The 25419-nt window shown below is 72.4% G+C and carries 24 protein-coding genes, 1 tRNA gene and 1 rRNA gene; 23 read left to right on the forward strand and 3 right to left on the reverse strand.

Going from position 1 to position 25419, the window contains the following annotated elements; genetic code table 11:
• Nucleotides 1–165 precede the first annotated feature (165 nt).
• A 5S ribosomal RNA gene (rrf, locus tag H8838_RS09290) occupies nucleotides 166–282 on the forward strand.
• 132 nt (nucleotides 283–414) lie between these two features.
• Here the strand turns inward: rrf and H8838_RS09295 are convergent.
• Nucleotides 415–1677, reverse strand: a complete 1263-nt coding sequence (locus tag H8838_RS09295) for a DUF1015 family protein (RefSeq protein WP_397182110.1) — start codon at nucleotides 1675–1677, stop codon at nucleotides 415–417.
• On the opposite strand from H8838_RS09295, the gene H8838_RS09300 reads away from it, so the two are divergent.
• From H8838_RS09300 to der, 21 genes are all read left to right on the forward strand, one after another.
• Complete coding sequence (locus H8838_RS09300) at nucleotides 1639–2646, forward strand: HAD-IIA family hydrolase (protein WP_185996239.1); 1008 nt, start codon at nucleotides 1639–1641, stop codon at nucleotides 2644–2646. The two genes, H8838_RS09295 and H8838_RS09300, sit on opposite strands and share 39 nt — an antisense overlap.
• 29 nt (nucleotides 2647–2675) lie before the next feature.
• Nucleotides 2676–2930 (forward strand): hypothetical protein, encoded by a 255-nt coding sequence (locus H8838_RS19945; protein ID WP_224766495.1) that lies wholly within the window; start codon nucleotides 2676–2678, stop codon nucleotides 2928–2930.
• Nucleotides 2931–2937: 7 nt separating this feature from the next.
• A complete protein-coding gene (locus H8838_RS09305) occupies nucleotides 2938–3771 on the forward strand; it encodes a TlyA family RNA methyltransferase (protein WP_224766496.1) in 834 nt (277 codons plus the stop codon).
• Nucleotides 3768–4790 carry an NAD kinase gene (locus H8838_RS09310; protein WP_373562883.1) on the forward strand — a complete coding sequence of 341 codons (1023 nt, stop codon included), beginning with the start codon at nucleotides 3768–3770 and terminating at the stop codon, nucleotides 4788–4790. Before H8838_RS09305 ends, H8838_RS09310 begins: the two co-directional genes overlap by 4 nt.
• A complete protein-coding gene (recN, locus tag H8838_RS09315) occupies nucleotides 4783–6582 on the forward strand; it encodes a DNA repair protein RecN (RefSeq protein ID WP_181310899.1) in 1800 nt (599 codons plus the stop codon). The genes H8838_RS09310 and recN overlap by 8 nt, the downstream gene beginning before the upstream one ends.
• Nucleotides 6583–6634: 52 nt before the next feature.
• Nucleotides 6635–7822 (forward strand): putative cytokinetic ring protein SteA, encoded by a 1188-nt coding sequence (gene steA / locus H8838_RS09320; protein WP_181310900.1) that lies wholly within the window; start codon nucleotides 6635–6637, stop codon nucleotides 7820–7822.
• A complete protein-coding gene (locus H8838_RS09325; RefSeq protein WP_181310901.1) occupies nucleotides 7819–8700 on the forward strand; it encodes a copper transporter in 882 nt (293 codons plus the stop codon). The genes steA and H8838_RS09325 overlap by 4 nt, the downstream gene beginning before the upstream one ends.
• An 11-nt stretch (nucleotides 8701–8711) precedes the next feature.
• A complete protein-coding gene (locus tag H8838_RS09330) occupies nucleotides 8712–10388 on the forward strand; it encodes a CTP synthase (protein ID WP_181310902.1) in 1677 nt (558 codons plus the stop codon).
• Nucleotides 10385–10996: an NUDIX domain-containing protein gene (locus H8838_RS09335; RefSeq protein WP_181310903.1), complete on the forward strand. Its 612-nt coding sequence runs from the start codon at nucleotides 10385–10387 to the stop codon at nucleotides 10994–10996. Before H8838_RS09330 ends, H8838_RS09335 begins: the two co-directional genes overlap by 4 nt.
• Nucleotides 10983–11918: a site-specific tyrosine recombinase XerD gene (xerD, locus tag H8838_RS09340; RefSeq protein WP_185996238.1), complete on the forward strand. Its 936-nt coding sequence runs from the start codon at nucleotides 10983–10985 to the stop codon at nucleotides 11916–11918. The genes H8838_RS09335 and xerD overlap by 14 nt, the downstream gene beginning before the upstream one ends.
• Nucleotides 11915–14524, forward strand: coding sequence for a DEAD/DEAH box helicase (locus H8838_RS09345; protein WP_185996237.1), 2610 nt, complete (start codon nucleotides 11915–11917; stop codon nucleotides 14522–14524). Before xerD ends, H8838_RS09345 begins: the two co-directional genes overlap by 4 nt.
• Nucleotides 14525–14873: 349 nt before the next feature.
• Nucleotides 14874–15767 carry a ParA family protein gene (locus H8838_RS09350; RefSeq protein ID WP_224766498.1) on the forward strand — a complete coding sequence of 298 codons (894 nt, stop codon included), beginning with the start codon at nucleotides 14874–14876 and terminating at the stop codon, nucleotides 15765–15767.
• A complete protein-coding gene (locus H8838_RS09355; RefSeq protein WP_181310906.1) occupies nucleotides 15752–16117 on the forward strand; it encodes a hypothetical protein in 366 nt (121 codons plus the stop codon). The genes H8838_RS09350 and H8838_RS09355 overlap by 16 nt, the downstream gene beginning before the upstream one ends.
• On the forward strand, nucleotides 16114–17022 hold the full coding sequence (locus H8838_RS09360) for a segregation and condensation protein A (protein WP_185996235.1): 909 nt from the start codon (nucleotides 16114–16116) through the stop codon (nucleotides 17020–17022). Before H8838_RS09355 ends, H8838_RS09360 begins: the two co-directional genes overlap by 4 nt.
• Nucleotides 17019–17789, forward strand: coding sequence for an SMC-Scp complex subunit ScpB (gene scpB / locus H8838_RS09365; RefSeq protein WP_185996234.1), 771 nt, complete (start codon nucleotides 17019–17021; stop codon nucleotides 17787–17789). The genes H8838_RS09360 and scpB overlap by 4 nt, the downstream gene beginning before the upstream one ends.
• Complete coding sequence (locus H8838_RS09370; protein ID WP_181310909.1) at nucleotides 17786–18565, forward strand: pseudouridine synthase; 780 nt, start codon at nucleotides 17786–17788, stop codon at nucleotides 18563–18565. Before scpB ends, H8838_RS09370 begins: the two co-directional genes overlap by 4 nt.
• A gap of 55 nt (nucleotides 18566–18620) precedes the next feature.
• A complete protein-coding gene (aroH, locus tag H8838_RS09375; RefSeq protein WP_185996233.1) occupies nucleotides 18621–19013 on the forward strand; it encodes a chorismate mutase in 393 nt (130 codons plus the stop codon).
• On the forward strand, nucleotides 19010–20077 hold the full coding sequence (locus H8838_RS09380; protein WP_185996232.1) for a prephenate dehydrogenase: 1068 nt from the start codon (nucleotides 19010–19012) through the stop codon (nucleotides 20075–20077). Before aroH ends, H8838_RS09380 begins: the two co-directional genes overlap by 4 nt.
• A 46-nt stretch (nucleotides 20078–20123) precedes the next feature.
• Nucleotides 20124–20810: a (d)CMP kinase gene (cmk, locus tag H8838_RS09385; protein ID WP_185996231.1), complete on the forward strand. Its 687-nt coding sequence runs from the start codon at nucleotides 20124–20126 to the stop codon at nucleotides 20808–20810.
• Nucleotides 20807–21553 carry a lysophospholipid acyltransferase family protein gene (locus H8838_RS09390; protein WP_185996230.1) on the forward strand — a complete coding sequence of 249 codons (747 nt, stop codon included), beginning with the start codon at nucleotides 20807–20809 and terminating at the stop codon, nucleotides 21551–21553. The genes cmk and H8838_RS09390 overlap by 4 nt, the downstream gene beginning before the upstream one ends.
• On the forward strand, nucleotides 21550–22899 hold the full coding sequence (der, locus tag H8838_RS09395; RefSeq protein ID WP_181310914.1) for a ribosome biogenesis GTPase Der: 1350 nt from the start codon (nucleotides 21550–21552) through the stop codon (nucleotides 22897–22899). The genes H8838_RS09390 and der overlap by 4 nt, the downstream gene beginning before the upstream one ends.
• A 15-nt stretch (nucleotides 22900–22914) precedes the next feature.
• On the opposite strand, the gene H8838_RS09400 is transcribed toward der, so the two are convergent.
• Nucleotides 22915–23874 (reverse strand): peptidoglycan DD-metalloendopeptidase family protein, encoded by a 960-nt coding sequence (locus H8838_RS09400; protein WP_185996229.1) that lies wholly within the window; start codon nucleotides 23872–23874, stop codon nucleotides 22915–22917.
• 218 nt (nucleotides 23875–24092) lie between these two features.
• Here H8838_RS09400 and H8838_RS09405 point away from each other — a divergent pair.
• Nucleotides 24093–24166, forward strand: a tRNA-Pro gene (locus H8838_RS09405).
• Between the two features lie 158 nt (nucleotides 24167–24324).
• On the opposite strand, the gene H8838_RS09410 is transcribed toward H8838_RS09405, so the two are convergent.
• Nucleotides 24325–25389, reverse strand: a complete 1065-nt coding sequence (locus H8838_RS09410) for a YihY/virulence factor BrkB family protein (protein WP_185996228.1) — start codon at nucleotides 25387–25389, stop codon at nucleotides 24325–24327.
• Between the last annotated feature and the right edge of the window lie 30 nt (nucleotides 25390–25419).

Genomic DNA, 25419 nt, shown 5'->3' on the forward strand with positions numbered 1-25419 from the left:
GCACAAGCTGCCCGCGTCCACTAACCAGTTCCCAACCAACAAACCACCACGAACTGTGGGGGCGATGGTTTCTGCGAACACACAACACAACAATGAGCTTGGCCCCACCCAGCACCCAACCCACACACACGTGGGCTGGTGATGCGGGTGGGAGACCACAAGAGTTACGGCGGCCATAGCGAAAGGGAAACACCCGGTCCCATCCCGAACCCGGAAGTTAAGCCTTTCAGCGCCGATGGTACTGCAACCGAGAGGTTGTGGGAGAGTAGGACGCCGCCGGACAACACTTAGAAGAGGGACCACCCCATGGGCGGTCCCTCTTCGCATTTCACCACCAAGCGGGGCTCGTCAGGTCACGTGAGCGGGACGGTCTGCTGGTCGTCCCAGTACCCCTGGCTCCCTTCGGGAACGTGCCTACTCCGGGACGGCGCGCATGAACACCCCGAAGCTCGGCTTCGGCTGGAAGGACGTCGCCTTCTCCGGGAGGAGGCGGCCGGCGGTCGTAGCGTGTTCGAGCTGCTCGAGGTGGGGCGCCGGGAGGAGGACCGCGAGCGCCGTGGAGCGTTGGACCTCGACCAGGGCCTCCTCCACCGAGTGGCGATAGCCCACCGTGAGGGTCCCGCGTACAGCGAGACGCGCGAGGACATCTTCGTGCAGGTGGGCCACGTCCGGCCCTCCGGTGCAGTCATGCTCCACCGTGTGCCATCTTCGACCGTCCGTGAGGACCCAGGTGCCGGGTCCCAGCACGGCCACGGCGTGCTCGCGGTCGCGCGGGACGACCTTGCCGCCCGCAGCCTCCGCAGCGGCACACACCTCGTCCAGGGAGACGCCGGAGAGGATCCGGTGGATGGGACCGAGGAAGAGCGGGGTGTCGTCGTGGTCCACGACCATGGCGAGACCGTGGTCCCACCCGGTCCCAGGGTGCTGCTGCTGGAGGCGCAGATACGCCTCGAAGCGGTGGTGGCCGTCCGCCAGCAGGAGCCGGTCCAACGAGTCGCGCCCGAGCAGGGCGACCTGGTCCGGATCGGTGATCCGCCACTGCCGGTGGTGCTGGCCGGTGCGGTCGGTGAGCTCGTGGTCCGGTGCGCCCGAGGCGATCGTCGACAGCAGCGCGCGGCTCTGCGCGGTACCGCGGTGCACCAGCAGGATCGGAGCGGGGTTGAGCGCGAGCTCGCTCATCCGGCGGGCCAGGTCGTCGGCCTGGTCGGGGTGGATCGCCTCGTGGGGCAGGACCGCACGGTCGCTCAGCGACGTCCCTCGCGTGGAGAGATCAAGGGCACCGACGAGACCGCGCACGGTGATTCCCTGCACGGTGTACTCGTGCAGGTGGAGCGCCGGCTCGGGGTCTCGCGCCAGCCGTCCCTGCTGCTCCCACTCGGCCAGACGTCGCAGGGCCTGGCGGTAGGGTCGGCTCATGGGACGCAGAGCGCCCGGGTCGGCGACCTGGTCGGGGGCGAGCCGGAGGGCCCGGAACGGATGCAGGCGAGCAGGTCGGGCAGGCGACTGAGGAACCGCGATGTCCCCGATCGTGCCCGCCTCATCAGTCACGACTGAATCGTAGGCATCCCACGCAACAGGCACCCGCGAATCGGCTGTGTGCCCGATCTTCGCCTGACCCGACCGGAAGGATCCCGCGCGATGCTGCAAGAAGCCCCTCGGCCCCTGCTGGAAGCCCACGACCTGGTGATGTTCGACCTGGACGGGGTCGTCTACATCGGCGAGGAGGCGGTAGCGGGAGTCCCCGCACGGCTGGTGCGGTTGCAGGAGTCCGGCGTACGGGTCGCGTTCGTCACCAACAACGCCTCGCGCACGCCCGAGGAGGTCGCCGCCCGGTTGCAGTCGATGCAGGTCCAGGCGAGCCCGCAGGACGTGGTGACGTCGGCGCAAGCGGCGTCGTCGGTCCTGGTGGAGCGATTCGGTACCGGGGCCGGGGTGCTGGTCCTCGGCGGTCCGGGACTCTGGGAAGCCACCCGCGCTGCCGGTCTCGTGCCTCTGGACCCGTCGAGCACGCCGGACCAGGCCTCCGCGCTGGTCACCGGCTACGGGCCCGACGTGCTCTGGCGCGAGGTGATGCGGGTCGCGGTCGCGGTCCGCGACGGTCTCCCGTGGGTCGCCAGCAACACGGACATGACCATCCCCACGGCGTTCGGGGTGGCACCGGGCCACGGTGTCCAGGTGCGGATGCTCGAGGAGTTCACCGGTGTCAGCCCGGTGGTGGCCGGCAAACCGGCGGCTCCGCTGCTGGAGGAGACGGTGGCTCGGGTGGGCGGGACGAGCCCGCTGATGGTGGGGGACCGGTTGGACACCGACATCGCCGGCGCGCGTGCGCTGGGGCTCCCCTCGCTGCTGGTCCTCACCGGGGTGACGGGGCTCTCGGAGCTCGTCTCGGCGACGGCCGAGCACCGTCCGACGTTCGTGGCACCGACCCTGGAGGGGCTCTTCGAGCCGCACCCGGTACCCACGGCGGAGGGCGAGGGATTCGGGCTCGGCGGCTGGCACGGCCAGGTACGGGCCGGGGCGCTGACCATGGAGGGTGCAGGCAGCGAGGCGGACTGGTGGCGCACCGTCGCCGTCACGGCCTGGCAGCACGCGGACGCGACCGGCGAGGTGGCGGAGACCACGGGCCTGTGTCCGCCCTCCCCGTGACGTCGGTGCCGACCGGTAACCTCAGGTCCATGAGCGAGAACACCGTGGGTGAAGGGCCGTCCGGTCCTGGCGAGACGCCGACGACGGAGCGTCGTCCGGCGGCCACCGAGAGGGTGGGCGTCCCCGCGGTGGATGCGGTGCTCGAGGAGATCGAGTCCGTGGGCGACCTGCCCGTCGCGGACCAGGTCGCCGTCTACGAGCGTGCCCACGAGCAGCTGCGACGCGCCCTGGAGACCCCTGCTGCCGGTCCGGCGGACGTCGCGCGCGCCGTGGCCGGGGCCTGAGGTCCCCGTGCCGCCGCGTCGCCTTCGACTGGACCAGGAGCTCGTACGCCGAGGCCTGGCCCGTTCCCGCGAGCACGCCAGCGCACTGGTCGGCGAGGGCCGGGTCAAGGTCGCCGGGGTCGTCGCCTCCAAGCCGGCCACCGGGGTGACCACGGACGTCGCACTGCTGGTGACGCAGGACCCGGACCGGCCGGACTACGCCTCCCGGGGAGGACACAAGCTGGCCGGCGCGCTCGAGGCGTTCGCTCCGCACGGCCTCACGGCGGAGGGGAAGCGGTGCCTGGATGCCGGCGCCTCCACCGGTGGCTTCACCGACGTCCTGCTCCGGGCCGGTGCCAGGCAGGTGCTGGCGGTCGACGTCGGCTACGGCCAGCTCGTCTGGGCCCTGCGGCAGGACCCCCGGGTCGAGGTGCACGACCGCACCAACATCCGCGACCTCGATCTCGACCTGGTGGGCGAGCCGGTCGACCTGGTGGTCGGCGACCTCTCGTTCATCTCCCTGACGCTGGTGCTGGACGCGCTGCTCTCGGTGACCTCGCCCGACGGTGAGCTGGCGCTGATGGTCAAGCCCCAGTTCGAGGTCGGCAAGGACCGCGTCGGCCGGGGAGGGGTCGTCCGCGACCTGGCCCTCCGGGCCGAGGCGGTGGAGAAGGTGGCCGCCGAGGCGGCCGCCCGGGGCTGGGGTGCGGTGGCCGTGACCACCAGCCCGCTGCCCGGTCCCTCGGGGAACGTGGAGTTCTTCCTGCTGCTGCGCCGCGGGCCAGCGCAGATCGGACCGTCCGAGATCCGTGCCGAGGTCGAGCGGAGCGCCTCGCTGGGAGCGCCCGGTGAGAAGGAGTGAGCGTGGCTGATGAGACCGCACCTGAGACGCGCAGGGTGCTCCTGCTGACCCACACGGGACGCCGCGAGGCCAGGGACGTCGCCTGCGAGCTCGTGGAGGCGCTGACCCGGCACGGCATCATCGTCCGGCTGCTCGCCGACGAGGCCTCGGAGCTGCTGATGGACCCAGCCTCGTTCACACCGCCGCTCGAGCTCGTCGACGAGGGCGAGGAACGGCCGGGGGAGGGCTGCGAGCTCGCCCTGGTGCTCGGCGGCGACGGCACGATCCTGCGGGCCGCGGAGCTCACCTACGAGACCGGGACCCCGTTGCTCGGGGTCAACCTGGGGCACGTCGGGTTCCTCGCCGAGGCGGAGGTCGACGACGTCTCCTCGACCATCGACGCGGTCGTGCAGCGCAGGTACACCACCGAGGAGCGGCTCACCCTCGCGGTGAGCATCTTCGCCGACAAGGAGCTGGTGGCCACCACGTTCGCTCTCAACGAGGCGAGCGTGGAGAAGGCAGCCCGCGAGCGGATGATCGAGGTGGTCGTCGAGGTCGACGGACGTCCGCTCTCCCGGTGGGGCTGTGACGGCGTCGTCTGTGCCACGCCCACCGGGTCCACGGCGTACAACTTCAGCGCGGGCGGACCCGTGGTGTGGCCCGGCGTCGAGGCGCTGCTGATGGTGCCGATCTCCGCGCACGCGCTCTTCGCCCGGCCGATGGTCGTGGCACCCTCCTCGGTGATGGCCGTCGAGGTGCTCAGCGAGACCGAGGCCGCGGGCGTGCTGTGGTGCGACGGTCGGCGCACGGTCGACCTGGCGCCCGGGGCGCGGATCGAGATCCGGCGCGGGGACCGTCCGGTCCGCCTCGCCCGACTGCACGAGGCGCCGTTCACCGACCGCCTGGTCGCGAAGTTCGGCCTCTCGGTGGAGGGGTGGCGTGGCTCGGCGGACCGGCGGCGCCGCCAGCTGGCGCACCAGTCGGAGGACTCCGGGGATACCGGGGACTCAGGGGACATGGAGAGGGACCAGGATGCTTGAGGAGATCAGGATCCGGTCGCTGGGCGTCATCGAGTCCTCCACGCTGGAGCTCGGGCCCGGCCTCACGGTGATCACCGGTGAGACCGGCGCCGGCAAGACCATGGTCGTCACGGCCCTGGGCCTGCTGCTGGGCGGGCGCGCCGACAGTGGCGCGGTCCGCACCGGGGCCGCGACCGCCCGCGTCGAGGGCGTCGTCGACGTCCGGACGCTCGAGGCGTTCGCCGACGAGGTGCTGGAGGCCGGGGGAGAGGTGGAGGACGGGCGGGTGGTGCTGGCCCGCAACATCTCCGCCGAAGGCCGATCCCGCGCCTGGGTCGGCGGTGCCGGGGTCCCGGCCGCCAAGCTCGCCTCGGTCGCGGAGCCGTTGGTCGCCGTGCACGGGCAGTCGGACCAGCACCGGCTGCTGCGCCCTGCTGCGCAGCGCGAGGCGCTCGACCGCTTCGGCGGAGAGCCGGTAGCCGCGCTGCTCGGTCGCTACCGTGCGGTGCACGACGAGCTGCACACCGTCGAACGGCGCCTCCACGAGGTCGTCTCCTCAGCCCGGGAGCGGGCGCGGGAGGCGGCTCAGCTGCGGCACGCCCTGGAGGAGATCGAGTCGGTCTCGCCGGAGTCCGGGGAGGACGTCGCCCTCGCCGCGGAGGAGACCAGGCTCGGCTTCGCCGACACCCTGCGTACCGCCGCGGAGACGGCCCGTGAGTCCCTCTCCAGCGACCAGGGGTCCCCGGACGCGCTGGCCACCGTCTCGGCCGCGCGTGCGGCCCTGGAGGGGGTGCGGGAGCACGACGCCGAGGCCGGGCAGCTCGCCGACCGCCTCGCCGAGCTCTCCTACCTGCTCTCGGACCTCGCCGCCGACGTGGCGTCGTACGCCTCTCGCCTGGAGACCGACCCGCTGCGCCTGGCCTCGGTCAGCGAGCGGCGTGCCGCGCTGCTCGGGCTCACCCGCAAGTACGGCGAGAGCATCGACGAGGTGCTGGAGTGGTCCCGTGTCTCGGCGATGCGCCTGGTCGAGCTCGAGGACACCGACGACACCATCAGCGCACTGCGTGCCGAGCAGGTCGAGCTGCGGCGCAAGCTCGCCGCGATCGCCTCGGAGCTCTCCGCCGCGCGTCAGGAGGCCGCCGCGCGGCTCGGGCAGAAGGTCACCGAGGAGCTGACGCTGCTCGCCATGCCGCACGCCACGCTGGAGATCCAGGTCTCGCAGCAGGAGGTGGGTGCCGACGACCGCGCGGCTGCTGAGGCGGGCGGCCGCGACGCGGCGGGGACGCCGGACGGGGCCGTCGCCCCGGGGGCGCCGCTCGAGGTCGACGGGCGACTGCTGCGCTACACCACCACCGGGGTCGACGAGGTCGAGCTGTTGCTGGCGGCCAACGCGGGCATGCGGGCACGTCCCCTGGACAAGGGCGCCTCGGGCGGCGAGCTCTCCCGGGTGATGCTGGCCGTCGAGGTCGCCCTGGCGGGTACCACCACGGTCCCCACCTTCGTCTTCGACGAGGTGGACGCCGGCGTGGGTGGCCGGGCGGCGATCGAGATCGGCCGACGGCTGGCGCAGCTGGCCCGCAACGCCCAGGTCCTGGTGGTCACCCACCTGCCGCAGGTCGCGGCCTTCGCCGACCGGCACATCGTGGTGGCGAAGTCGAGCGACGGGTCGGTCACCACCTCCGGGCTGACCTCGCTGAGCGCCTCGGAGCGTGAGCGCGAGCTGTCCCGGATGCTGGCCGGCCTGGACGACTCCGACACCGCGCTGGCGCACGCTCGCGAGCTGCTGGAGACCGCCCGGGGTGCGACGCGCTGAGGCGAGCGTGGTCCCCGGGTGGGCGGGGCCGTCCTGACACCATGGTTCGGCCATGAAGTTTGCGACCAGGAACCGTCCCACACCCGCCCTCCCGGGCGTCGCGGGCACCGTCCGCGCCGACCGGCGTACCCGACGGCTGCTGCCCCGGCTCCGTCCCGGCGACCTTGCCCTGATCGACCACGTCGACCTCGACCGAGCGACCGCGCAGGCCCTCGTCGACGCCGAGGTCGGAGCGGTGCTCAACGCCTCCGCGATGATCTCCGGTCGCTACCCCAACCTGGGTCCGGCGGTGCTGGCCGCGGCGGGCATCCCCATGGTCGACCTCCTCGGCCCCGAGCTGTTCGTCCGGGTCAAGGACGGAGCCGCTGCCCGACTGGTCGACGACGCGCTGGTGCTGGGCGAGGAGACGGTCCTCACCGGCCGGCTCCTGGACGCCGACGCGATCGCCGAGCAGCTCGACGACGCACGCCAGGGCCTGGCCCACCAGCTGGAGAGCTTCACCCACAACAGCAGCGAGTTCCTCCGCCGCGAGCAGGACCTGCTCCTGCACGGGCAGGGGGTGCCGCTGCCCAGCACCAGCTTCACCGACCGCGCAGTGGTCGTGGTGGCGCCCGGCGCCGACCACGAGGCCGAGCTCCGGCTGGTCCGGCGCTTCGTCAAGGAGATGCGGCCGGTGCTCGTGGGGATCGACTCGGGCGCGGACGTCCTGCTCGCCCAGGGCATGGAGCCCGACGTGGTGGTCGTCTCCGCCGCCGAGGAGCAGCGCCCCTCGGCCAAGGCGCTGCGCGCCGCCACGGACGTGGTGGTCCGGGTCGATCGGGGCGCCTCGAGCGCGGTGACCGAGTCGTTCTCCAAGCTGGGCCTGCGGCCGCTGCGCTTCGAGTCCTCGGCCACCGCCGAGGACGCCGCCCTGATCCTCGCCGACGCGGGGCACGCCTCGCTGATCGTCGGGGTCGGGATGCACGCGACCCTCACCGACTTCCTGGACCGGCAGAACGCCGGCATCGCCAGCACCTACCTGACCCGGCTCAAGCTGGGACCCAAGCTGGTGGACGCCACCGCCGTCCCCACGCTCTACTCCGGTCGGGTCCGACCGCGTGACCTCTTCACCGTCGGGCTGGTCGGCCTCCTCGCCCTCTTCGCCGCCATCGGGACCACCCCCGTGGGGCAGGAGTGGGCCGAGGCCTTCGCCTCGTCCACCGGTGACCTCGTCGACTACCTGCAGGGAATCTTCTCGTGATCTCGTTCCGCACCCATCTGCTCACCCTGGTCTCAGTCTTCCTGGCGCTCGCGATCGGCGTCGTCCTCGGGGGCGGCCCGCTCAGCGAGGTGGGTCGCTCGGGAGACCAGGAGCCCACCTCCGCGACCTCCGACGCCGGCGCGCGCGCCGAGGCGGGGGAGGCGTTCGCGGCCGGCGCTGCGGCCCCGCTGTACGGCGGCAGGCTGGCCGAGCGCCAGGTGGCCGTGCTGACCCTGCCCGGGGCCGACCCCGAGGTCGTCACCGCCCTGGGCGAGCAGGTGGCCCTGGCCGGCGGCACGATCAGCGTGCAGCAGGCGGTCTCGGAGTCCCTGCTCAACCCGACGGAGAAGTCGCTGGTCGACACCCTGGGCAGCCAGCTGGTCGAGCAGCTGCCCGCGGGCAGCGTCGCCGCCGAGGCCACGACGTACGACCGGATGGGCCAACTGCTGGGGCTCACCCTGGCCTCCACCGACGTGGCGGGCAGCCAGACCAACGCCCAGACCCAGGCGGTGCTGGACGGACTGGTGGGCGCCGAGCTGCTGCCCGATGCCCCGGCGCGCGAGCGCCGCGCTCCGCTGGTGCTGGTGGTCCTCGGCGACGAGGTCGACGGTGAGGGTGGCGACACGGTCCTGGGCGGGCTGCTGCGCGGCCTGGCCGCGGCTGCGGTCGGCGTGGTGGTGGCGGGGGAGTCCGCGGACGCCGACAGCCAGCTGGCGCGCCTCCGGGAGGGTGACGACCTGGCGGCGCTGACCTCCGTGGACGGGGTCGACCGGGCCCCCGGGCAGGTGGCCGCCGGACTCGCCCTGATCCGCAGCCTGACCACCCGGGGCGGAGCCTTCGGTGCGTCGGGTGCGGACGGCGCGCTCCCTCTCGGGTAGCATTGAAGCCCGTGAAGAACCCGACGCCCACCAAGCACGTATTCGTCACCGGAGGCGTCGTCTCCTCGCTCGGCAAGGGGCTCACCGCCTCCAGCCTGGGGAGCCTGCTGAAGTCTCGCGGTCTACGGGTCACCATGCAGAAGCTGGACCCGTACCTCAACGTCGACCCGGGCACCATGAACCCGTTCCAGCACGGTGAGGTGTTCGTCACCCAGGACGGCGCGGAGACCGATCTCGACATCGGCCACTACGAGCGCTTCCTCGACACCGACCTGTCGGCGATCGCCAACGTGACCACCGGACAGGTCTACTCCAGCGTGATCGCCAAGGAGCGCCGCGGTGACTACCTGGGCGACACCGTCCAGGTGATCCCGCACATCACCAACGAGATCAAGGACCGGATCCTGGCCATGGGCGGCCCGGACGTCGACCTGGTGATCACCGAGGTCGGCGGCACCGTGGGTGACATCGAGTCGCTGCCGTTCCTGGAGGCGGCCCGGCAGGTGCGGCACGAGATCGGCCGCGAGAACTGCTTCTTCATCCACGTCTCCCTGGTGCCGTACATCGGCCCGTCGGGCGAGCTGAAGACCAAGCCGACCCAGCACTCCGTCGCCGAGCTGCGCTCCATCGGTATCCAGCCCGACGCGATCGTCTGCCGCGCCGACCGGGACCTGCCCGAGGGCATCAAGCGCAAGATCGCGCTGATGTGCGACGTGGAGGACGAGGCGGTCATCACCTGCGCCGACGCGCCCTCGATCTACGACATCCCCAAGGTGCTGCACCGCGAGGGCCTGGACGCCTACCTGGTGCGCCGCCTCGACCTGCCCTTCCGGGACGTGGACTGGACCCTGTGGGACGACCTGCTGCGCCGGGTGCACCACCCCCAGGAGGAGGTCACGGTCGCGCTGGTCGGCAAGTACATCGACCTGCCCGACGCCTACCTGTCGGTGGCCGAGGCGCTGCGCGCCGGCGGCTTCGCCCACGAGGCGAAGGTGAATCTGCGCTGGATCCCCAGCGACGAGTGCGAGACCCCCGCCGGTGCGGCGCGCCACCTGGCCGACGTGGACGCGGTCTGCGTGCCGGGCGGCTTCGGCATCCGCGGCCTCGAGGGCAAGCTCGGCGCCCTGACCTACGCCCGCACCCACCGGATCCCGACGCTGGGCCTGTGCCTGGGCCTGCAGTCGATGGTGATCGAGTACGCCCGCAACGAGGCCGGCCTGACCCGCGCGGACTCCACCGAGTTCGACCCGGACTCCCCGGAGCCGGTGGTCGCCACGATGGAGGAGCAGAAGTCCTTCGTCGAGGGCGCCGGCGACCTGGGCGGCACCATGCGCCTGGGTTCCTACCCGGCCGAGCTCGTGCCCGGCTCCGTGGTCGCGGAGGCCTACGGGCAGACCCGGGTCGAGGAGCGGCACCGTCACCGCTACGAGGTCAACAACGCCTACCGCGCGAAGCTGGAGAAGGCGGGCCTGGTGGTCTCGGGCACGAACCCGGACCTGGACCTGGTCGAGTTCGTGGAGCTGCCGCGGGAGGTGCACCCGTACTACGTGGCCACCCAGGCCCACCCCGAGCTGAAGTCGCGGCCGACCCGGCCGCACCCGCTCTTCGCCGGCCTGGTGGGTGCCGCACTGACCCGCCAGAAGGAGCTCCTCATCCCTCTGGCGGACGACGAGATGCAGGGCGCGTGAGCGAAGAGCTCGCGGACCGGCCACTGACCTGGCCCGTGCTGTCCAGCCGGGAGGTGCACCGCGACAACTGGGTCGTGGTGGTCACCGAGGACGTGGTCACCCGTCCCGGGCATCCGGAGGAGACCTTCTCCCGGCTCGCGGTGCACCACCCGGGCGCCGTGGTGGTGCTGGCCGTCGACGACCAGGAGCGGGTCTTCTGCCTGCGTCAGTACCGGCACACCGCCCGGCACGAGTTCGTCGAGCTGCCGGCCGGGCTGCGCGACGCCGACGGGGAGCCCGCGCTCGAGACCGCGAAGCGCGAGCTGCGCGAGGAGGCGGAGCTGGCGGCCACCGAGTGGACGCACCTGCTCAGCACCTTCCCCTCGGCCGGCATCACCGACGAGGTGCACGAGATCTTCCTGGCCCGCGGGCTCTCGCACGCCTCGCGGGGCGACTTCGAGCTCGAGCACGAGGAGGCGGAGATGGAGCCCTTCTGGGTGCCGTTCGACGACCTCCTGGCCGCCGTGCTGGACGGTCGCGTCCGCGAGGGGCCGCTCGTGCAGGCGGTGCTGGCCTACCAGGTCCGTCGCCCCGAGCTCCACGGGTCGGTGGACGATGGGCTCCGGTGACCTGACCCCCGCCATCCGCAGCTACCTGGACCACCTCGGGGTCGAGCGCGGCCTGGCCGCCAACACCCTCTCGTCGTACCGGCGCGACCTGCGGCGGTACGCCGAGTTCCTCGGCCACGAGGGCATCGAGCGGCTCGACCAGATCACGCACGAGACGGTGGCCTCTTTCCTGGTCCGGCTCCGCGAGGGGGACCAGGACCACCCCCCGCTCAGTGCCACCTCGGCAGCCCGGACGGTCGTCGCAGTCCGCGGGTTCCACAAGTTCGCGGTGCGTGACGGGCTGGCCTCCTCGGACCCAGCCTCCGCGGTCCGCCCGCCGACCCCCACCAAGCGGCTGCCCAAGGCGCTGCCGCTCTCGGCCGTCGAGTCGCTGCTGGACGCCGCCGGGGCCGCCGGCACCCCGCTGGCCCTGCGGGACCGCGCGCTGCTGGAGCTGCTCTACGGCACCGGGGCCCGGATCTCCGAGGCGGTCGGCCTCGACGTCGACGACGTCGACCGGGTCGAGGGCACCGTGCTGCTGCGCGGCAAGGGCAGCAAGGAGCGCCTGGTGCCGGTCGGCTCGTACGCGCTGGAGGCGGTCTCGGCGTACCTGACCCGGGGGCGTCCCACCCTGAGCGAGGGCTCCTCCCCGGGACCGGGCGGCGCGCTCTTCCTCAACTCCCGCGGCGGCCGGCTCTCCCGGCAGAGCGCCTGGGCCGTGCTGGTCAAGGCCGCCGAGCGGGCCGGGGTCACCCAGGACGTCTCGCCGCACACCCTGCGGCACTCGTTCGCGACCCACCTGCTCGATGGCGGCGCCGACGTCCGCGTGGTCCAGGAGCTGCTCGGGCACGCCTCGGTGACCACCACCCAGATCTACACCCTGGTCACGGTCGACAACCTGCGCGAGGTCTTCGCGACCGCACACCCGCGGGCGAGGGCATGATGGCCGGCGCCTGGTGGGAGCACCCGCAGAACCCCGACGAGCTGTACGACGCCTTCACGGCCTGGGCGGAGCGCGGCGGGACGCCGCTCTACCCGCACCAGGAGGAGGCGGTGCTGGAGCTGTTCTCGGGGAGCAACGTCGTGCTCGCCACCCCCACCGGCTCGGGGAAGTCGCTGGTGGCGCTGGCCGCGCACCTGGCGGCCCTCTCCGAGGACCGGGTCTCCTTCTACACCGCCCCGATCAAGGCGCTGGTGAGCGAGAAGTTCTTCGCGCTCTGCGAGGTGCTCGGCGCCGACAACGTCGGCATGCTCACCGGTGACGGCGCCGTCAACCCGGATGCCCCGGTGATCTGCTGCACCGCGGAGGTGCTGGCCAACATCGCGCTGCGCGAGGGCGCGAGCGCCGATGTCGGGCTCGTGGTGATGGACGAGTTCCACTACTACGGCGAGCACGACCGGGGCTGGGCCTGGCAGGTGCCGCTGCTGGAGCTGCCGCGCGCCCAGTTCCTGCTGATGTCGGCGACCCTGGGCGACGTCACCCCGATCGCCGAGGACCTGTCGCGCCGGACCGGGCGCGAGACCGCGGTGGTCGACGACGCGGAGCGGCCGGTGCCGCTGAGCTTCAGCTGGGCGCTGACCCCGCTGGACGAGACGCTGCAGGAGCTGGTGGACACCCACCAGACGCCGGTCTACGTCGTCCACTTCACCCAGGCGGCAGCGGTGGAGCACGCCACCCAGGTGGTCAAGCAGCTGAAGAAGACGGACCGGGCCGAGGAGCTGCGCGAGCGGCTGGCCGGCTTCCGCTTCGGTGCCGGCTTCGGCAAGACGCTGGCCCAGCTGCTGCGCCAGGGCATCGGCGTGCACCACGCCGGGATGCTGCCGAAGTACCGCCGGCTCGTCGAGCAGCTCGCCCAGGCAGGGCTGCTCCGGGTGATCTGCGGCACCGACACCCTGGGTGTGGGGATCAACGTGCCGATCCGGACGGTGCTGTTCACCGCGCTGGCCAAGTTCGACGGCCGCAAGCAGCGGATCCTGCGCAGCCGCGAGTTCCTGCAGATCGCCGGGCGCGCCGGCCGGGCCGGGTTCGACACCCAGGGCTACGTCGTCGTGCAGGCGCCCGAGCACGTCATCGAGAACGAGCGGGCCAAGGCCAAGGCCGAGGCGAAGAACGCCGCGATGAGCGAGGAGAAGCGGGCCAAGCGGCGCAGCAAGGCGCAGCTGCGCAAGCCGCCCGAGGGCTCGGTGGTGTGGACGGAGCAGACGTTCGAGAAGCTCGTCGCCTCCCGTCCCGAGCCGCTCGCCTCGCGGATGAAGGTCGACAACGCGATGCTGCTCAACGTGGTGGCCCGCGAGGAGGACGCCTTCCCGGTGATGCGGCGCCTCATGCAGGACAACCACGAGGACCGGCGCAGCCAGTTGCGGCTCTCCCGCCGGGCGCTGCGGCTGGCCCGCAGCCTGGTGCGCACCGGGGTGCTGACCCGGCTCGACGAGCTCGACGGGTTCGGGCGGCGCTACGTGCTGACCGTCGACCTGCCCGAGGACTTCGCGCTCAACCAGCCGCTCTCGCACTTCGCGCTGGCCGCGCTGGACGTCCTCGACCCGGAGGCGCCGACGTACACGCTGGACGTGGTCTCGGTGGTCGAGGCGGTGCTGGAGGCACCCCGGCAGGTGCTCTTCGCCCAGCAGCACGTGGCCCGGGGCGAGGCGATCGCGGAGATGAAGGCCGACGGCCTCGAGTACGACGAGCGGATGGAGCGGCTCGAGCAGATCACCTGGCCCCAGCCGCTGGCCGAGCTGCTGGAGGCCACCTACGAGCTCTACCGCCAGAGCCACCCGTGGCTCCCCGAGGACGGCCTCTCCCCGAAGTCGGTGCTCCGCGACATGTACGAGCAGGGGATGGGGTTCACCGACTTCGTCAGCCGCTACCAGCTGGCCCGCTCGGAGGGCCTGGTGCTGCGCTACCTCACCGACGCCTACCGGGCACTGCGCCAGACGGTGCCCGAGGCGCACCGCACCCCCGAGCTGGAGGAGCTGGTGGAGTGGCTGGGGGAGACGGTGCGCCAGACCGACTCCTCGCTGCTGGACGAGTGGGAGGCCCTCAACGACCCGAACCACGTGCCGAGCCAGGTCGCCCACCACGAACCGCCGACCCACCCGCGACCGCTGAGCAAGCAGGACAAGGCGCTGCGGGTGATGGTCCGCAACGCCATGTTCGCCAAGGTCCGCTGGGTGGCCAGGGACGAGCTCGACGCGCTGGTGCGCGCCGAGCGTCAAGCCGCCGACCGGATCGACCCGCCGCGCGAGGTGGTGATGACCCGCTCCGCCTGGGACGCGGCGCTCGAGGAGTACTACGCCGAGCACGACGTGGTCGGCATCGACGCGGACGCCCGCGGGCCGTCGTACGTCGAGGTGGGCGAGGAGGAGGTCGGGGAGCCGGTCGGAGCACCCGAGGAGACGGTGGCGCGGCTACGCCGCGTCACCCAGACGCTCGCCGACCCCGAGGGTCACCACGACTGGGTGATCGAGGCGGTGCTCGACTGCGACGCCACCGACGAGGCGGGCGAGCTGGTCCTCCAGACCGTCGCGATGCGCAGGCTCGGCGGATGACCGGGTTCTCCACAGGCATGTGCACAGGCGCGCGCAGGCTGTGCAGGCAGGCGCGGTCGGGTGCACAGATCCGGGTGCGGCCCTGGGGAGTTGGGGAGTCGCCTTGTGACCCGGGAACGGCGGGGACTAGGGTCGCGCGCAGCATCGAGATGTCGCCGAGTCGACAAACGGGCCGACGAACAGGTCGACACCCGGCTCGTCGACCGACGGACGGTCGATACACAGGCAGGAGCGGCGGATGAGCACAGAAGGTTCCCTTCCGGGGCCCACCACCAGCACTCCCGGCCCGATGCCCCCACGCCTGACCACCCAGCCTTCCCTGCCCCACTTCCCCGGAGACGAGACCTCTGTGAGCGAACCGATCCCGTTCCCCGCCTCGGAGGGCGCCGGCCTCTCCGAGCAGGTCCTCGGCCCGACCGGCCGGCCCGTGCCGGTCTTCCCGGAGCCGCAGCCGGTGACCCAGCACGGCCCCGCCCGGGTCATCTCGATGTGCAACCAGAAGGGTGGGGTCGGCAAGACCACCACCGCCATCAACCTCGGGGCCTCGCTGGCCGAGTTCGGCCGCCGGGTCCTGCTCGTGGACTTCGACCCCCAGGGCTCCCTGTCGGTGGGTCTCGGGCTCAACCCGCACGAGATGGACCTGACGGTCTACAACCTCCTGATGCAGCGCGACGTCACCCTCGACGAGGTGGTCGTCGCCTCCGGCGTGCCCGGGATGGACCTGCTGCCCTCCAACATCGACCTCTCCGCCGCCGAGGTGCAGCTGGTGCACGAGGTCGCCCGCGAGCAGACGCTCCAGCGGGTGCTCGCGCCGGCTCTCGAGCACTACGACGTCATCCTGATCGACTGCCAGCCCTCGCTCGGCCTGCTGACCGTCAACGCCCTCACCGCCTCCGACGGGGTGATCGTGCCGCTGGAGTGCGAGTACTTCGCGCTGCGCGGCGTCGCCCTGCTCAAGACCACGATCGACAAGGTCCGCGAGCGGCTCAACCCCAAGCTCGAGATCGACGGCGTGCTCGGCACCATGTTCGACGGCCGCACCCTGCACAGCCGTGAGGTCATGCAGCGCCTGGTGCAGGCCTGGGGCGACAAGGTCTTCCACACGGTGATCCGCCGCACGGTGAAGTTCTCCGACTCGACCGTCGCGGGGGAGCCCATCACCAGCTACGCGTCGAGCTCGGCCGGTGCCGACTCCTACCGGACGCTCGCCAAGGAGGTGCTGGCCCGGTGGCTCGACGGGTGAGCCTGCCGGCCGCCGACGAGCTCTTCCGCCCCACCGCGAAGAGCACGGTCGCCGGCCCCGACGAGTCGGCTCCCCGCCCCCCGGCCGAGGAGGCCGCCCGTCCGCCTGCGCGCAAGACCCCGGCACCGCGGCGTCCGAGCGGTCGGGTGCGGCACGACGAGAAGATGACGGTCTACGTCACCTCCGACGAGCTCCTCGACCTCGAGCACGCCCGGCTCACCCTGCGGCGGCACCACGGGATGGCCGTCGACCGTGGCCGGATCGTCCGCGAAGCCGTCGCGATGGTGCTCGCCGACCTGGAGGCCCACGGCGAGGACAGCGCCCTGGTCCGGAGGTTGTCCGAGCAGTGACGACCCCGCCGTCGTACGCGGGCTCCGAGCCGGGCCAGGAGGCTCCCGCGTTCGCGGTCCGGCTGGACAACTTCGAGGGTCCCTTCGACCTGCTGCTCTCGCTGATCGCCAAGCACAAGCTCGACGTCACCGAGGTCTCGCTCTCCCAGGTCACCGACGAGTTCATCGCCTTCGTCAAGGCGGGCGGGCCGGTCTGGGACCTGGAGCAGACCACGTCGTTCCTGCTGGTCGCCTCCACCCTGCTCGACCTGAAGGCCGCGCGGCTGCTCCCGCAGGGCGACGTGGAGGACGAGGAGGACCTGGCGCTGCTGGAGGCCCGCGACCTGCTCTTCGCCCGGTTGCTGCAGTACCGGGCGTTCAAGCAGGTGGCCTCGGTCCTGGAGCGCCGGCTGACGGCCGAGGGCCTGCGGCACGCCCGAGCCGTCGGGATGGAGGAGCGGTTCGCCACCCTGCTGCCGGAGGTGCTGATCGGCATCGGCCTGGACCAGTTCGCCGCGCTCGCCGCGCGTGCCCTCGAGCCCAAGGTGGTGCCGGAGGTCTCGCTGGAGCACATCCACGCGGCGAAGGTCAGCGTCCGTGAGCAGGCGCGACTGGTGGCAGGCCGGCTGCGCCAGCACCAGACGATGACGTTCCGGGCGCTGTGCCGCGACTCGCCCGACACCCTCACCACCGTCGCCCGGTTCCTGTCGCTGCTCGAGCTCTTCCGGGAGGGCGCCGTGGCGTTCGACCAGGTGAGCCCCCTGGGCGAGCTCACGGTCCGGTGGACCGGGGGAGAGGATGAGGTGGACGTGGTCACGGTCGACGAGTTCGACGGCGCTCCGCAGCCGGAGGAGACTGAGGTCGGCGGCGCGGAGGCACACACGAGCGCGGCAGACGCGGCAGACAAGTCGGAAGAGGACGCATGACCCACCCAGAGGACGGACAGGTCCCCCCGGAGGGGGCCGGCGCCGCCCAGCAGCCCGACCAGCAGGAGACGCTCGCCGTCCCCCTGGTCTCCCTGCGCCCGGCGCTGGAGGCGGTGCTGATGGTCGCCGACCAGCCGCTGGACCGGATGACCCTGGCCACCGCGGTCGGGCACCCCGTGGAGGAGGTGGACGCCGCGCTGCACGCGCTCGCCGCGGAGTACACCGAGCAGGGGCGGGGCTTCGAGCTGCGGCACGTGGCCGGGGGATGGCGGTTCTACACCCGCGAGGAGTACGCCTTCGTGGTCGAGGCCTTCGTGCTCGAGGGACAGCAGGCCCGGCTGACCCAGGCGGCGCTGGAGACGCTGGCGGTGGTGGCGTACAAGCAGCCGATCTCCCGGGCCCGGGTCTCGGCCATCCGGGGCGTCAACGTCGACGGGGTGATGCGGACGCTGCTCTCCCGCGGCCTGGTCGAGGAGGCCGGCCGGGACGAGACGACCGGCGCTCATCTCTACGGGACCACCAGCTACTTCCTGGAGCGGATCGGCGTCACCAGCCTGGACGACCTGCCCGAGCTGGCGCCGTACCTGCCGGACATGGACGACTTCGACGACGAGCTGGCGGCCGCGGCGGGTCAGTCGGCGCTCCCGTCCGAGCCACAGGCTGCCGAGGTGCAGGAGAGCACCGAGACCACCGCCGCCGAGGCGGCACACCACTCCCCGCACAGCGGCGCGGGGACCGAGCCTGATGCCGGGACGGAGATCGGATGAGCGAGCACGAGGAGCTGCCGGGCGGCGTCCCGGACGAGGACGGGCTGGTGCGGCTGCAGAAGCTGCTCGCCCAGTCCGGCGTCGCGTCGCGGCGCAAGTGCGAGGAGCTGATGCTGGCCGGGCTCGTCGAGGTGGACGGGGAGGTCGTCAGCCGCCTCGGCACGAAGGTCGACCCGAAGACCGCGGTGATCCGGGTCGACGGCGTGCGCCTGCCGCCGCAGTCGGCCCACGTCTACCTGGTGCTCAACAAGCCCCGGGGCGTGGTCTCGACGATGTCCGACCCGGAGGGCCGTCGGAACCTCGGCGACGTGGTCGCGGACCGGCCCGAGCGCCTCTTCCACGTCGGCCGTCTGGACACCGACACCTCGGGACTGCTGCTGCTGACCAACGACGGCGACTTCGCGCACCGGATGGCCCACCCCTCCTACGAGGTGGAGAAGACCTACGTCGCGGAGGTCGACGGCGAGGTGTCCCGGGCCACCCTGCGCCAGCTGCGCGAAGGCGTGGAGCTCGAGGACGGACCCGTGCAGGTGAGCCGGGTCAAGGTCGTGGAGACGGGCCGCGGAGCCGCCCAGGGGCGCTCCATCGTCGAGCTGGTGATCCACGAGGGCCGCAACCGGATCGTCCGCCGGTTGCTCGACCACGTGGGCCACCCGGTGCGTCGGCTCACCCGGACCCGGTTCGGTCCGGTCGAGCTGGGCAGGCTGCCGGTGGGGGAGATGCGGGAGCTGACCCGCACGGAGCTCGGGACGTTGCTGGACCGTGTGCAGCTGTAGGGATGCGTCGAACTAGGCTGACGGCGCCCGGATCCCTGGACGAGGAGAGTGTGACGTGAGCGTGCGTGCCGTGCGCGGAGCCACCCAGCTGGACGAGGACACCCCGGAGCACATGCGTGCCCGGGTGGCCGAGATGGTCCAGGAGGTGATGGCCGCCAACGCGCTGGACGTCGACGACTTCATCTCGATCCTCTTCACCGCGACCAGCGACCTGGTCGCGGAGTTCCCGGCGTACGCCGCCCGTCAGCTCGGCTTCTCCGACGTGCCGCTCATGTGCGCCCGGGAGCTGGAGATCGCCGGCTCGCTGCCCCGCGTGGTGCGGCTGATGGCGCACGTGGAGACCGACCTGGCACGAGCCGACGTCACCCACATCTACCTGCACGGGGCCGCGGCGCTGCGCCGCGACCTGGCCAAGGTGCGCGAGGTCCCGGGCGGCGAGACCCGGTGACCCTGTCCGGTCCGGTCGAGGTGGTCGGTGCCGGCCTGCTCGGGACGTCCATCGCCCTGGCCTGTCGCCGGGCGGGGCTCGAGGTGCTGCTCTCCGACACCTCCGTGGTGAACCTGCGCACGGCCTCGGGCCTGGGCGCCGGACGCCCGCGGCGCCCCGAGGACCGGCCACAGCTGGTCGTGGTCGCCGTGCCGCCGGACCTGCTCGGCGAGACCATCGCCGAGGCGCTGAGCCGCACCGATGCCGTGGTGACCGACGTGGGCAGCATCAAGTCACGTCCCCTGGCCGAGGTGCGCGCGCGCGTCGACCCTGCGACGTCCGCGCGGTACGTCGGCAGTCACCCCATGGCCGGCAGCGAGCGCTCGGGCCCCCTGGCCGCCACCGCCACCCTGTTCGACGGGCGACCCTGGGCCGTGGTGCGGCATCCGGGCAGTGACCCGGCAGCGGTGGACCTGGTCGCCGACCTGGCCCAGGTGTGCGGCGCGGTGGTCGTCGAGCTGGGCCCGGAGGAGCACGACCGGGCCGTGGCCCGCACCTCCCACCTGCCGCACCTGGCGGCCGTCCTGGTGGCGGGCCGCCTGCGCGACGCCCCGGGTCGCGACCTGGCGCTGTCGGGCCAGGGGGTCCGCGACGTGACCCGGATCGCGGCCAGCGACCCCCGGTTGTGGGAGCAGATCGTCTCGGCCAACTCCGAGGCGGTGCTCGAGGTCCTGGGCGAGGTCCGCGAGCAGCTGGACGCGCTCCTGGACGCCGTCCGGGCGGGGGAGCGGGAGACGTTGCGTGCGGTGCTGACCCGCGGCGTCGAGGGCACCCGGGCCATCCCGGGCAAGCACGGAGGGCCGGCGGTCCCGGTCACGTCGTGCTTCGTGGCGGTCTCCGACACCCCGGGCGTGCTGGCGCGGCTCTTCGCCGACGCAGGCGAGAGCGGGGTCAACATCGAGGACGTGCGGATCGACCACGACCCGGGTCGGGCCGGCGGTCTGGTCGAGCTGGTGGTGGAGGAGCGGCGCGAGGCCCAGCTGCGTGAGTCTCTGGAATCCCGGGGCTGGGTCACCCACCGGTAGGCTGCGGGGTCAGCACCATCCGTCCCCAGCAAGGAGCATCTCCGCGGTGAGCACGTCGCACGCACCCGTCCCCGGCCTCGTCATCGCGATCGACGGGCCCTCCGGATCGGGGAAGTCGAGCACCTCGCGCGGGGTGGCCTCCCAGCTGGGCCTGCGCTACCTGGACACCGGCGCGATGTTCCGTGCGATCACCTGGTGGATGCTCGACCACGGGGTCGACGTCCACGACGCGGGTGCGGTGGCGGTGAGCGCGGGGGAGCCGCAGGTGGTCTCCGGGACCGACCCGGCAGCCCCCTCCATCACGGTGGACGGGGTCGACGTCTCGGTGGCGATCCGCAGCGACGAGGTCAACGCCGCCGTCAGCCCGGTCAGCGCGGTGCCCGAGGTGCGGGCCCGGCTGCTGGAGCTGCAGCGGCAGGTGATCGGCGAGGGAGGCATCGTCGTCGAGGGCCGCGACATCGGCTCCGTGGTCGCCCCCGACGCGGACGTGAAGGTCTTCCTGACCGCCGACCCGGCGGCCCGGGCCGCCCGGCGGGCCCTCGAGGAGGGCGGCTCCGACGTGGCCGCCACCGAGGCCTCCCTGCTCGCGCGGGACGCGATCGACTCGACCCGCAAGACCGCCCCGCTGGTGCAGGCCGACGGGGCGGTGCAGCTCGACACCACCGGTTACACGCTGGCGGAGGTCGTGGACCAGGTGGTCGCGCTCGCCCAGGCGGTGGGGAACCCGCGATGACCTCCGCCGAGCTGCCCCCCAGCAGCGAGCGGCATCCTCCGACCCGGCTGCTGGCCCTCGGGCGTCCGGTCGCCCGGCGCCTGGTCTCCGCCTGGTACGACGTGCGGATCTCCGGCGCACCCCAGGTGCCGTCCGACGGCCCGGTGATCCTGGCCGCCAACCACATCGGCTGGCTCGACGGCCCGTTGCTGGCGGCGCTCGCGCCGCGGCCTGTGCACGCGCTGACCAAGACCGAGATGTTCCACGGCGCTGCGGGGAAGCTGTTGTGCCGCGCCGGCCAGATCCCCCTGGACCGGTTCCGCACCGACATGTCTGCCGTCCGGCAGTCGCTGCGCGTGCTGCGCGACGGCGGGACGCTGGGGATCTTCCCCGAGGGCAAGCGCGGACCGGGCGACCTGCGCCGGTTCCACCACGGCGCGGCGTACCTGGCGCTGGTCACCGGCGCCCCGGTGGTGCCGGTGACCTTCTTCGGCACCCGCCTGCCAGGGGGGTCGTCTGACTCCGTCCCACCCCGGGGTGCCAGGATCGACCTTGTGCACGGTGAGAGCTGGCAGGTTGACCAGCAGCCCTGGCCGAGGACGAAGGAACAAGTGCTCCACGCCTCGGCGTTGCTGCTTCAGCACATGCGCCGCGAGCTGGACCGTGCCCGCGCCCTGACGGGGCGCGACCTGCCGGGACCACTCCCGGCCGGGCAGACCGAGAAGGACCCGGACACCGGGTTCGTGAAGCGAGGAACACCATGACCGAGACGTCCGAGGCCTCGGCCTCCCTGGGACCCGTGCCGATCCTGGCCGTCGTCGGCCGGCCCAACGTCGGGAAGTCGACGCTGGTCAACCGGATCATCGGCCGCCGCGAGGCGGTCGTGGAGGACCGCCCGGGGGTGACCCGGGACCGGGTCTCCTACGACGCGAACTGGAACGGCCGCTCCTTCACCGTCGTCGACACCGGCGGCTGGGACCCTGACGCCCGGGGCCTGGCCGAGCAGATCGCCGGACAGGCCGAGGTGGCCGTCACCCTGGCCGACGCGGTGCTGTTCGTCGTCGACGCGACGGTGGGCATCACCGACGCCGACGAGGCCGTCGTCAAGGTGCTGCGCAAGTCCGGCAAGCCGGTCGTCCTGGCCGCCAACAAGGTCGACGACCAGCGGACCGAGGCCGAGGCGTACGGCCTGTGGAACCTGGGCCTGGGCGAGCCGTTCGCGGTCTCTGCGCTGCACGGCCGGGGGAGCGGCGACATGCTCGACGCGATCCTGGCTGCGCTGCCCGAGCCGCCCCCCGAGCGGTTCGACGAGGTCGGCGGACCCCGCCGGATCGCCATCGTCGGCCGTCCGAACGTCGGCAAGTCCAGTCTGCTCAACCGGCTCGCCGGTGAGGACCGGGTGGTGGTCGACAACGTCGCCGGCACGACCGTGGACCCCGTGGACGAGCTGATCGAGCTGGGTGGCCGCGCCTGGCGGTTCATCGACACCGCCGGCATCCGCAAGCGGGTCAAGACCGCTTCGGGCCACGAGTACTACGCCTCCCTGCGGACCAACAACGCGATCGACCGTGCCGAGGTCGCCGTGCTGGTCGTCGACGGTGGGCAGTCGATCTCCGAGCAGGACATGCGGATCATCCAGACCATCCGCGAGGCCGGCCGTGCGCTCGTCATCGCCTTCAACAAGTGGGACCTGGTCGACGAGGAGCGCCGTTACTACCTGGAGCGGGAGATCGAGCGCGACCTGGTGCAGGTGCGCTGGGCGCCGCGGATCAACATCACCGCGCGCACCGGATGGCACGTGGACCGCCTCGTGCCGGCCCTGGACAAGGCGCTGGAGGGCTGGGAGACCCGGATCGGCACCGGTGCCCTCAACAACTTCCTGGGCCGCCTGGTCGCCGAGCAGCCGCACCCCGTGCGCAGCGGCAAGCAGCCGAAGATCCTCTTCGGCACGCAGGCGGGCACCGCGCCGCCGACGTTCGTCCTTTTCACCAGCGGCAAGCTCGACGCCTCCTACGAGCGCTTCATCGAGCGCCGGCTGCGCGAGGAGTTCGGCTTCGTCGGTACGCCGATCGTGCTGCAGCAGCGCCCCCGCGAGAAGCGCAAGCGCTGAGGTCTGGCCGGCCGCTCAGGGCGTGACGCCGTGGGCGGCCAGCCAGTCGCTCGGGTCGACCGGCACCCCGGCGGGATTCCGGACCTCCAGGTGGAGGTGCGGGCCCGTCGAGTTGCCGGTGGAGCCGACCAGGCCGACGGTCTCGGCGACCTCGACGGTCTCTCCGGGCGCCACCAGCGCGGTGAGCTGGTGGCAGTACCAGATCTGGGTGCCGTCGGGCAGCCCGAAGACGGTTCGCAGCCCGTATGCCCCGGCGTCGCCGACCGAGAGCACCTCGGCCTCTGCCACGGCGTGCAGGGGCGTGCCGGAGGCGGCGCCGAAGTCCTGACCCGTGTGGTCGCGCGCCCACAGGTCGCCGGCGGCGCCGAACGACGCGGAGAGGCGGTAGGACGCGAGCGGCAGCACCACGGAGACCGCGGACGGGTCGCCGGAGTACCCGAGCTCGGTGAGCGTGGCGGACCGGTCCGCGAGCACGCGGGACCAGGCGGCGGCCTGGCGCTCGAGCGTGGCCAGGGCCCGTCGGCGTGCCGCCACCCGACGGTCGAGCAGCCGCGCGGTCGCCCGGTCGGCGACGGGCGCCGTCACCGGGACGAGGCGGCTCCCGGCGCGGGACGGGCCCAACCCGTCGTGAGCTGACGAGTCCTGGGGCGCCGACAGGACCGGCCCGTCGGTTGCCGGCGGAAGCGCGTCGAGCACGTCGAGCACCGGCGCGGCCTCCGCCGGGTCGTGCGAAGCGCTGGGCGCAGGAGTGCCGAGGACCGGCGCGCGGGGGGCAGGTGCGTCGTCGGCGTACGCGGCGTGCGCTGCCTCGGTGGCAGTGACCGAGCGCACCGTGAGAGCCCCCAGGGCTACGACGCTCACGGCCAGGGCGACGCCTGCCGCTCCGGCCAGGAGACGCAGGGGGCGGTGCCGTCGCGCGGCTCGGTGGCTCGGCACGCGGGCGGGCACGCGACTGGGCACGGTGTTCGGGGGCATGAGCGTTTCCTCGGGGCTTCGGGTCGCTCTCATGGTGGGCGGCGCCGTCCCCAGGTTCTGCGGAACGGCCGCAGATGACCCGGAGGGGCTATTCCGTCGCGCGCGTCCGGGTGGCCGGGCGCGGACCTTCGGCCTCTGGCGCCCTGGGCGGGAGGCCGATGCGACGAGGGGCAGATGCCTGGGGTAGTGTTCACTCCGGTCTTCCCCGCGAAGACCATCGGGCTGTAGCGCAGCTTGGTAGCGCACTTGACTGGGGGTCAAGGGGTCGCAGGTTCAAATCCTGTCAGCCCGACCGATGTGATGTCTCAGGACATCTGCAAGGCCCGAACTCACGGACGTGGGTTCGGGCCTTCGTCATGTTCGCGGGTGATCGCCGTGCTTCACCGGGACGAGTCTCGACATACCGACGGCCGTGGGTGGTTCTGGCCGGGTCCGCATCCGAGAGAGCGGTCACGGGCTGTCTCGGTCCTCCTCGCCGCGCGCACGGCGCAGGTCTCGTCCGCGTTGCACGTCGCCGGCCTCCTTCTCCTCGGCCTTCTCTATGTTGCGGGTGTCGCGTGGCGGGAGCTGCAGGTTCTCCTCAGCCGCGATGCCGGCCTGGAGCTGCCGACCTCGTTCGACCTCGGCGTCGAACTCGGCTCCGAAGAGCAGTGAGAGATTGGTGAGCCAGAGCCAGAGCAGGAAGATGATGACGCCGGCGAGGGATCCGTACGTCTTGTTGTAGCTGGCGAAGTTGGCCACGTAGAAGCCGAACGCGACGGAGGCCACGACCCACACCACGATGGCGATGAAGGCACCCATGCTCATCCACTTGAACTTGGGTTGTTTCACGTTCGGGGTGGCGTAGTAGAGCAGGGCGACGATGAGGACGACGAAGGCCAGCATGACCGGCCACTTCGCGATGTTCCACACGGTGATCGCCCACGACCCGACCCCGATGGCGTTGCCCACCGCCGAGGCCGCTGGGCCGGTGAGGACCAGGGCGAGGGCGACCACCGCGGTCAGGAGGATGACGATGAGGGTCAGGAGGAGCATCGTGGGCCGGAGCTTCCAGAAGGGACGGCCCTCCCTGATCTCGTAGATGCGGTTCATGGCGCGGCCGAACGCACCGACGTACCCGGACGCCGACCACAACGCGGTGGCGAGTCCGATCAGGAACGCCACCCCGACGCCGGGGGTGTTGCTCAGCTCGGTCAGCGGACCCTCGAGGGTGTCGGCCACCGAGGACGCGCCGACGTCGGTCAGGATCTGCATCAGGGTGTCGACGGTCTTCTTGCCCTGACCGAGGAGCCCCACCAGGGACAGCAGCGCGATCGCGGCGGGGAACAGGGCCAGGACCCCGTAGTAGGTGAGTGCGGCGGCGAGATCCGTGCACTGGTCGTCGGAGAACTCGCGCATGGTCTTGCGCGCCACGTAGAGCCAGGAGGGCTTCTTCAGGTCGGTGGGGGAGTCGGGCTTCGACGCGTCGTCGGGGTCGGGCGCTCCGCCGCTGTGCGTGCGTGGGCTCTCGGTCATGGCGGATGCCTTCCGTGAGGGTTGCGATGT

It is taken from the genome of Nocardioides campestrisoli (assembly GCF_013624435.2).
Lineage (GTDB): Bacteria > Actinomycetota > Actinomycetes > Propionibacteriales > Nocardioidaceae > Nocardioides > Nocardioides campestrisoli.

Excerpts from the sequence above, each read along its gene's own strand:
- H8838_RS09300 (WP_185996239.1), top strand. The coding sequence starts at position 1,639 with ATGCTGCAAGAAGCCCCTCGGCCCCTGCTGGAAGCCCACGACCTGGTG.
- H8838_RS19945 (WP_224766495.1), top strand. The coding sequence starts at position 2,676 with ATGAGCGAGAACACCGTGGGTGAAGGGCCGTCCGGTCCTGGCGAGACG.
- recN (WP_181310899.1), top strand. The coding sequence starts at position 4,783 with ATGCTTGAGGAGATCAGGATCCGGTCGCTGGGCGTCATCGAGTCCTCC.
- steA (WP_181310900.1), top strand. The coding sequence starts at position 6,635 with ATGAAGTTTGCGACCAGGAACCGTCCCACACCCGCCCTCCCGGGCGTC.
- xerD (WP_185996238.1), top strand. The coding sequence starts at position 10,983 with ATGGGCTCCGGTGACCTGACCCCCGCCATCCGCAGCTACCTGGACCAC.
- H8838_RS09345 (WP_185996237.1), top strand. The coding sequence starts at position 11,915 with ATGATGGCCGGCGCCTGGTGGGAGCACCCGCAGAACCCCGACGAGCTG.
- scpB (WP_185996234.1), top strand. The coding sequence starts at position 17,019 with ATGACCCACCCAGAGGACGGACAGGTCCCCCCGGAGGGGGCCGGCGCC.
- H8838_RS09370 (WP_181310909.1), top strand. The coding sequence starts at position 17,786 with ATGAGCGAGCACGAGGAGCTGCCGGGCGGCGTCCCGGACGAGGACGGG.
- H8838_RS09390 (WP_185996230.1), top strand. The coding sequence starts at position 20,807 with ATGACCTCCGCCGAGCTGCCCCCCAGCAGCGAGCGGCATCCTCCGACC.
- der (WP_181310914.1), top strand. The coding sequence starts at position 21,550 with ATGACCGAGACGTCCGAGGCCTCGGCCTCCCTGGGACCCGTGCCGATC.
- H8838_RS09400 (WP_185996229.1), bottom strand. The coding sequence starts at position 23,874 with ATGCCCCCGAACACCGTGCCCAGTCGCGTGCCCGCCCGCGTGCCGAGC.
- H8838_RS09410 (WP_185996228.1), bottom strand. The coding sequence starts at position 25,389 with ATGACCGAGAGCCCACGCACGCACAGCGGCGGAGCGCCCGACCCCGAC.